Here is a 7,543-nt window from a genome sequence, read left to right on the forward strand (position 1 = left end):
TTAAGTTAAGGAATTCTGTCGATTGTAGATGGTTGGGGGGTGGGCGAGCAGGTGGGGGCCTTCCACGCATCGTTCCTCCCCCCACCCGTAGGGGCACGGCATGCCGTGCCCGGGTAGCCCCGAACATCCCGCACTACCACGGCGCACCGTTCCCCCTACAGACCATAGGATGTGCTGACGAAGGAAGCGCATCAAAACGCACCATTCCCTCCCAATGGGTCGAAAAATCGACATCCCCTGACGGCAAAACCCGGACGCAACATAGGATATGCGACACGGTGGCCGCCCCCCGCAATGTGGAATAACCCACGGGCACGGGCTTTGACCGCTCGCAATGTTTATCGCAAGTCATTGATTGTTTTCAATCAACGGATGGTTTTAGGGGCAACAGGCAAGATGAACCGTGAAAAACCATGACCGCCCCGGTATCTCCAAACGGCACGCAATGGGTCATTTGGCGGGTCCTTCGGCGGGAAATTCGGTGCGGTGGCATTCAAATGCGATGAGGATGAGAACGATGCGGAACGATGTGGAACAATGCGCTTCCTTCGTCAGCACATCCTATTATGGTCCGGAGGATTTGAAACCGACGGCCAACGCCCTGTAGGGGCACGGCATGCCGTGCCCTCGCGTGTTGATCGGGCCTGATCGGGCAAGGCGTGGAGGACGCTGCGGGACGATCGGGGATTCCAATGTGCGGTCGTGGCGGGCCTCTGCGGAATGCCCGGGGCAACCGGGCACGTTGTGGTGAGCCCTTACGGCATGTCCGGGGCACCCCAGGCACGCCATGCCATGCCCCTACGGGTGGATCGTACCTGATTGGGAACGGCGTGCCGTGTCCCCACGATGCGCGAAACAACCCATCCGCTCGCTCACCCCAAACCCAATAAAATCGATAGAATTCATTAACTTAAAACTTAACACTTAAAACTTAAAACTGCCCGTCAGGGTACAAAACTTAAAACTGCCCGCCAGGGCCCTAAAACTTAAAACTGCCCGACAGGGCCTGTCACGGAACCCCTCAACCCCGCCGCCACATTCTCATTAATACGGATCAGCAAATCGAGCTTTTCCGGTTCCGGCTCGGTCAATGTGTCCATCGTGCGGCGGTCGACCATTTGGCTCAGTTTGAGGATGTTGCGTTTGATCTCCAGGGGCAGGGGATTGGTCTCCTCGAGCATCTCGGTCTGGAAAATGGTCCAGATGCGCTGATTGTATTGTAGGGCATCGCCCAGGCGTTCGCGCAGGTTGGGTTGGGCCCATTCCCGTTGGCAGATGATCAGCCTGCGGGCCGCCTGGGTCAGCACGCGGGCCTCGGTTTCGCGGTCGGACAAACCTTCGTTCTGGATGGTCTGGTAGGCGTTGATGGCGTTATTGAACACGGTCGAGTAGCTCCTTTTCGTAGTCGATCAATTTGTGCGCCGCCTTCAGGGCGTCGTAGTATTGGCTTTCCAGCACCGCCGCGTTGATCCGGTCGACCAGCCCCGTGGCGCTGGGGGCGGCGGCCACGAAATCCTTGACCAGCGCCCAGTAGAGCTTGTGGTGTTCGGCCAGGTGGCCCTCGTCCACATACATCAGCTGCACGGCGAAGTAGATGCGCCGCGCCGGCGAATTGGCCTCGTCCGGGCCGATGATGTTTTTTTGACGCAGGATGGGAACATTGTTCTCCACCGTCAGTTCCGTCTTGCTCGCCCCGTTGCGGATGACAGCGCCCCCCAGGATCATGCGTTCGTTGGGTTTGAGCGTGATTTTAAGCCCCATGGCGTCTCCGTCTTCTCCCCCTGACCGGCTCCCGCCGGTAGTCGGCGGTGCGCGGGTGCCGTTTGGTTGATCGATTGCGAAGGAAAGGTAGCACCATTCGTGCCATGAGGGCCCTGCCGATGGGGCCGATGCGGGTTTGGTGGAGCCGGGCAGAGGGGCGAACCCCTCTGCCCGTGATAAGGATCTTGATGGAACTTGCGTGTTTGAAATGGCGCCGGCGGTATGAACCGTCATGCGCCGTTGCCGCTACCCGGCTAGAACAGGCGCAGCACCGACTGGGCCGCCTGGGAAGCCAGGCTCAAGGAGGTGGTGCCCAGGGACTGACGGGTCTGCAGCATCAGCATATTGGCCCCTTCCTCGTTCATGTCGGCATTGGTCAGCTCAGCCGCACCGTCCTGCAGGGTGTTGATCATCCCCTGGGTGAACTCCTGGCGGATGGTGATGGTGCTGAGGTTGGTGGAGAGTTTCTGGGACTCGGAGCGCAAGGTGGTGCGGGCGGCATCGAGTTCCAGAATGGCATCACCGATAACAGACTTGTTGACCGATCCGGCTTCTTCGCCTTCGCCAGCGGACCACCATCCGGGGGCTGTGGTGCCTTCCGCGACTTCGTCCACACCGCCTTCAAGGGAAACTGGTTCTGCCATTGCAGTCACGGCGTCGGCGCCGGTGCCGCTCTCACTCGCTGAAACACCGGTCAAACCATTGATGGCGGCTGCTACCAGTGCAGCGGTATTTGCTGTATCATCCGGGTCTCCACTTCCATCTGTAGCCAAGGTGACAGTAATAACACCGTCAGTGATATCAGCATCTAAGGCAGAGTTATTGCCTGTGCCGTTAACAAATTGAACGGTGATATCATTACCCGCCACGCCCTCATCGGATGCCGTAATCGTAACGGCACCATTTCCGCTATCGTCGCCGATGGTAACAGATGCCGCTTCTCCAGTCACCGCTTCCAGTTCAGCTCCGACTTGGGTAATATTCAATCCTTCGGTCGTTGCATCGAACCCGGTCATCGTCAACAGGCTTGAGCCGTCTTCATTGAACTTGACTTCATGCTCTACATCACTGCCGCCAAGAAGGTTGACGCCTTTGTACCCGGAATCGTTTACCAGCTGATTGATCTGGGAGAGCACTTCGTTGTACTGACCTTCCAGGGTTGTGACTTCCTCCTCCGTGCCGGCCGAAAGCGCGCTCTGGGCGAGGGATTTTGCCGAAGCGATCAGAGAAGTGATAGCCGTGACACCTTCGTTGGCGGACATAACGGTCTGGATGGACTCGGACATCTCGTCTTTACGTGATCCCAGATCCTCGGCGCGTTGGCGATGCGACAGTCCGGTGAAGTAGTTGACCGGATCGTCAACAGCGGTTTGAACACGCAGGCCACTGGCCATACGGCTCTGGGTTCTTTCCAGCAGGTTGTTGGTGCTCTGCAGGCTGTACAGGTTCTTGCGCATTCCGCCGGTGAGAGTAATAGCGTTTTGAGACATGGTGTTTCTCCTTTTCTAGGATTTTTGCGGCCTTCTGGCCTTTGTTTGAGTGTTCGATTTTTGTGGTTGATTTCCGGCGATGTGATGTTTCCGGTGCCTGTCCCCCTTTCCCTTGGTGATTTCGCCGTTCACTTCCATTATCGGTCCGGGGGTGGGGAACTTGAGAATTTTTTTTGGTTTGTTGTGTTTGTTGAGGTTTTTGGGTTGGTAAGGGCGTTGGACGAGCCTTGTGTTCGCACGCTGAGGTGATCGGGTTGGTTGTATATTGGCTGGATTGGGGGAGGGGTTGGTTGACGGAAATGGGCAGGTAGATTTGCAATGTGCAAAGTTATTTTGTTCGATTTGCACAAATGGATAGTGCAATGAAATGCATGGCGATATTGGGGTGTCGAAATGATAGCGGTTTGAAAATTGCGAAAATTGTGGAAAATGAGTTGGATATGGATTGGTGGGTTGGGTGTGGGGGGTGGTTGGTGGTATCGGTAATGATTGCAGTGGTATAAATCGCGTTTTGGATATTTTTGGGAACTGGGTGGGGGGTGGTGTTTGCATTTTGCATAGGATGGGGGAGGGTTAGCGATTTTCGGGGGGAGAATGTGGTCCATTCGGAGGATTGGCCGGGTTGGCGCCTTGGTAGGGTTCCGGGGGCTAAATGGCGGCTATATATTAGGAAAAGGGTTTCGGGGGTTGGTGTTGGTGTTGGGTTTTGGGGGATCGGGTGGGGGTTGGGGATGGTGGCACATAGATTGCATTCCTTCTGGGCGCGAAGTTCCTTTTTTTCTTCCTACAAATCATGATCCGGCACAAAGGGGGATGTTGTGCGCGATGTGACTGCGGATGCGATGGAGAACGGTGGGGCCGGCCGGTGCGTTGATTCCGAGGGCGATGGGTGCATGCCCGAGCCCATCGGGTTCCGGGGGGTGATCGGCAAGAGCCGGGCCATGCGGGATGTGTTTCGGTTGATCGAGCGGGTGGCGGACAGCGACAGCACCATCCTGATCAACGGGGAGACCGGCACGGGCAAGGGGCTGGTGGCCAAGGCGATTCATGCGGGCTCCTACCGCTGCGACAAACCCTTCGTGGCCATCAACTGCGGCGCCATTCCCGAGAATCTGCTGGAGAGCGAGCTGTTCGGCCATGTGAAGGGGGCTTTCACCGGCGCGACGGCGGCCAAGGTGGGCAAGTTCGAGGTGGCCCACGGCGGCACCATCTTTTTGGACGAGATCGGCGACATGAGCCCGGACCTGCAGGTCAAGGTGCTCAAGGTGCTGGAGGAGCGGGAGTTCGAGCCGGTGGGCGGCAACAAGACGGTGAAGGTGGATGTGCGCATCATTGCCGCCACCCATCGCGATTTGGAGGAAGCGGTGCAGAAGGGCACTTTCCGCGAGGATTTGTTCTACCGCTTGTATGTGATTCCCATCCATCTGCCGTCCCTGGCCCGACGGGCGGTGGACATTCCCCTGCTGACCCACTACTTCCTGGAAAAGCTGAACAAGGAGAAGCGCACGGCCATCAGCGGCATCAGCGACGGCGCCATGGCGCGCTTGATGGCCCATGGCTGGCCCGGCAACGTGCGCGAGCTGGCCAACATGCTCGAGCGCATGGCGGTGCTGCGGGGCGAGGGGGAGCTGGGGGTTTCGGATCTGCCGGTCAAACTGCGCGACAGCGCGCCCGAGGCGGGCGAAACGGCGCCCATGCCCATGCTGGAACCCGACTTCGACGAAGACGGCATCTGCCTGAGCACGGCGGTCAGCGAGTTCGAGAAAAATCTGATCTACCAATCCCTGGAGAAGACCGACTGGGTCAAGAACAAGGCCGCCAAGCTGCTGCACGTCAAGCGCACCACCCTGGTGGAGAAGATCAAGCGCTACGATCTGCAAAAGTGCGCCTGAAGGGACCGCGGTGACCCATGGTAAGTGCCCTGGACAAGCCTTTCACGTCCTTCGGGGGCGACGGCGGTTTTCGCCCCAAGCCCAACATCCATGGGCCCGTCGCCGATAGTGCCGCCGGCGGGACGCCCCAATCGAAAGAGAGCTTTCTCTCCCTTTCCCTGACCCGCCCGGACGGTTCGGCCGCCGGTCCGGAGGGGCATCGCGACAGTGCGGCCCTGCTGGAGGCGGCCCGCGCCGAAGCCATGGCACGGGGGCGCCGGGAAGGCCGTGAAGAAGCGGCCCGCATGGCCCTCGCCGCATTGAACCCCGCCTTGAAGCAGTTGGCCGACAACGGCGCCGCCGTGACCCGTGAGAGTGACGCCCTATCCGACGTCACCGCCGCCGCGGTTATGGAATTCGCACAGTCCGTGGCTGCCAAAATCCTCGAAGCAACCCCCACCGTGACCCTGGAACAGCTCGGCACCAGCGAAGACGAGCTGCGGGCCACCATCGCCCGCGAGCATGCGATCACCCTTCCCATCACCCCCGCCCAGCGCGACCGCCTCAAAACCCTCATGGCGGAGGAGGGGCTGCCCTGGCCCGCGAACCGGAAGGTGAAGATCGGGCGGGAGTAGCCCAGTGCGCGAGCACCATCGTTCACACCCTTCATTACCGATCCACAACGCATTGAAACGATAGACGAATGCGCGTCTACGCCGGAAAGCCTTGTCGCGACGGTGATCTTCCCATTGCCCGTCGTCGAGGGCGAACCCTTACTTGGCGATGCCTTGCGCCAGTTTTGCCTTCAGCGTGTCGGCGGCCGGCCCGGATTGTTCGAGGATGGTTTCGATGCGGTTGAAGTGCAGCATGCGGATGCCGCTGATGTCCGGTTTGATGTAGATGGTGGGGCGCTGCTTTTGCAGCTTCTGCATGATGATCGATTGCTGCATGATTTCAAAAGTACTGAAAACCAGATCTTTCCAGCCGATCTCCTTATCGTCGGAGCGGTTGCGCGATCCGGACACATCCACGGCCACCACGATGTCATGGCCTTCCAGCAAACGGTCGTAGGGCAGGGGGTTGGCGGTGCCGCCGTCGATCAATAAACGATCACCCTGGTTCACCGGTGTGAACAAACCGGGGACGGCCATGCTGGCTTTTATGGCGGTAAACAGGTCGCCGTCCTGGAGTACGATGGTTTCACCGGTCCAGTAATCCGTGGCGATGATTTCCAGCGGAATCTTCAACTCTTCGAAGGTGCGCGCGGAGATCTGTTCGGCGAGAAATTCGAGAAAGCCGCTTGAATCGAACAAGGCGCCGTTGGCGATGTCGATGTCGATCAAGTCGCCCAGATCCAGTTGCGCCGAGGGCTGCATCAATTGGGTCAACACATCCAGCTCCGAACCGGCGAATCGGTCGAATATCTTTTTAATGGCCGCGGCGTCCAGACCGGCGGCATACAGCGCACCGATGATCGCGCCGATACTGGTGCCGGCGATACGGTCGGGCTTGATCTGTAGCTCGTCAAACACCTGCAGCATCCGAATATGGGCCAACCCGGCGGCCCCACCGGAACCGAGGGCCAACCCGATGGAGGGACGTTGCTCCGCGGCGGCGATGCCGGGGAGGATGAGGGGGAGCAGGAGCAAAATGCAGGAAAGTCTGAACGCCGTGCGTTGTTTGGGCATGGTGGGGGCTCCTTGGTTATTGATGTGCTTATTGTGGATGATAATGGGGTGATCGTCAATGGGGGATAAGGGGGAAAAAATAGTTTTAAGTTTTAAGTGTTAAGTTTTAAGTTAATGAATTCTATCGATTTAATTTGGTTGTGGTGGGCGAGCGGATGGGTTCTTCCGCCCATCGTTCCTTCCACGCATCAACCCGTAGGGGCACGGCACGCCGTGCCCAATAAGACCCGATCCACCCGTAGGGGCACGGCATGCCGTGCCCGGGTAGCCTCGGTCAACCCGCAAGGTCACCCCATGCCTTGATAGGCGGTCTCGATCAGCCCGCAAGGTCTTACCAAGCCGTGCCCAGATAGGCCCGATCACCCAGCACGGGCACGGCGTGCCGTGCCCCTACGGGGGGTATACGGCCGTGTAGGGATTATAGGATGTGCTGACGAAGGAAGCGCATCAAAACCCATCCTTGGAAGCCATATACCAAATGCAATACAGGCGATCCGGCACGATATTGCCCCCCATAATGCGGTGAGGATGAGAACGATGCGCTTCCTTCGTCAGCACATCCTATGGGCCCTGGCGGGCCAGTTTCAAGTTTAACGTTTGAAGTCTTAAGTTAATGAATTCTAACGATTATATGGATTTGCAAGAGGGTTTTCTCCATCGCAAAAGCGACATCGCCTGTTTTTCCACGGAGGCGGGTGGGGCGGGGGAGCCGGGTGATGCAATGCGTGCAGGC

The 7,543-nt window shown here is 58.5% G+C and carries 6 protein-coding genes; 2 read left to right on the forward strand and 4 right to left on the reverse strand.

Annotated elements, in window-relative coordinates; genetic code table 11:
* Window positions 1-986 precede the first annotated feature (986 nt).
* From flaF to MRX98_RS21310, 3 genes are all read right to left on the reverse strand, one after another.
* Window positions 987-1,382 (reverse strand): flagellar biosynthesis regulator FlaF, encoded by a 396-nt coding sequence (gene flaF / locus MRX98_RS21300; protein ID WP_246915010.1) that lies wholly within the window; start codon window positions 1,380-1,382, stop codon window positions 987-989.
* Window positions 1,372-1,761 (reverse strand): flagellar biosynthesis repressor FlbT, encoded by a 390-nt coding sequence (locus tag MRX98_RS21305; protein WP_246915013.1) that lies wholly within the window; start codon window positions 1,759-1,761, stop codon window positions 1,372-1,374. The genes flaF and MRX98_RS21305 overlap by 11 nt, the downstream gene beginning before the upstream one ends.
* A 254-nt stretch (window positions 1,762-2,015) precedes the next feature.
* Window positions 2,016-3,251 carry a flagellin gene (locus MRX98_RS21310; protein ID WP_246915016.1) on the reverse strand — a complete coding sequence of 412 codons (1,236 nt, stop codon included), beginning with the start codon at window positions 3,249-3,251 and terminating at the stop codon, window positions 2,016-2,018.
* A gap of 893 nt (window positions 3,252-4,144) precedes the next feature.
* On the opposite strand from MRX98_RS21310, the gene MRX98_RS21315 reads away from it, so the two are divergent.
* Window positions 4,145-5,143 carry a sigma-54 interaction domain-containing protein gene (locus MRX98_RS21315; RefSeq protein WP_246915018.1) on the forward strand — a complete coding sequence of 333 codons (999 nt, stop codon included), beginning with the start codon at window positions 4,145-4,147 and terminating at the stop codon, window positions 5,141-5,143.
* Between the two features lie 17 nt (window positions 5,144-5,160).
* Window positions 5,161-5,757 (forward strand): hypothetical protein, encoded by a 597-nt coding sequence (locus MRX98_RS21320; protein ID WP_246915021.1) that lies wholly within the window; start codon window positions 5,161-5,163, stop codon window positions 5,755-5,757.
* Between the two features lie 138 nt (window positions 5,758-5,895).
* Here MRX98_RS21320 and MRX98_RS21325 read toward each other — a convergent pair whose 3' ends face one another.
* Entirely contained in the window at window positions 5,896-6,810 is a 915-nt protein-coding gene (locus tag MRX98_RS21325; RefSeq protein WP_246915024.1) for a patatin-like phospholipase family protein, read from the reverse strand.
* Between the last annotated feature and the right edge of the window lie 733 nt (window positions 6,811-7,543).

Origin of the sequence: Desulfatitalea alkaliphila, assembly GCF_022968795.1 — a bacterium.
In the GTDB taxonomy this organism is placed as follows: domain Bacteria; phylum Desulfobacterota; class Desulfobacteria; order Desulfobacterales; family Desulfosarcinaceae; genus Desulfatitalea; species Desulfatitalea alkaliphila.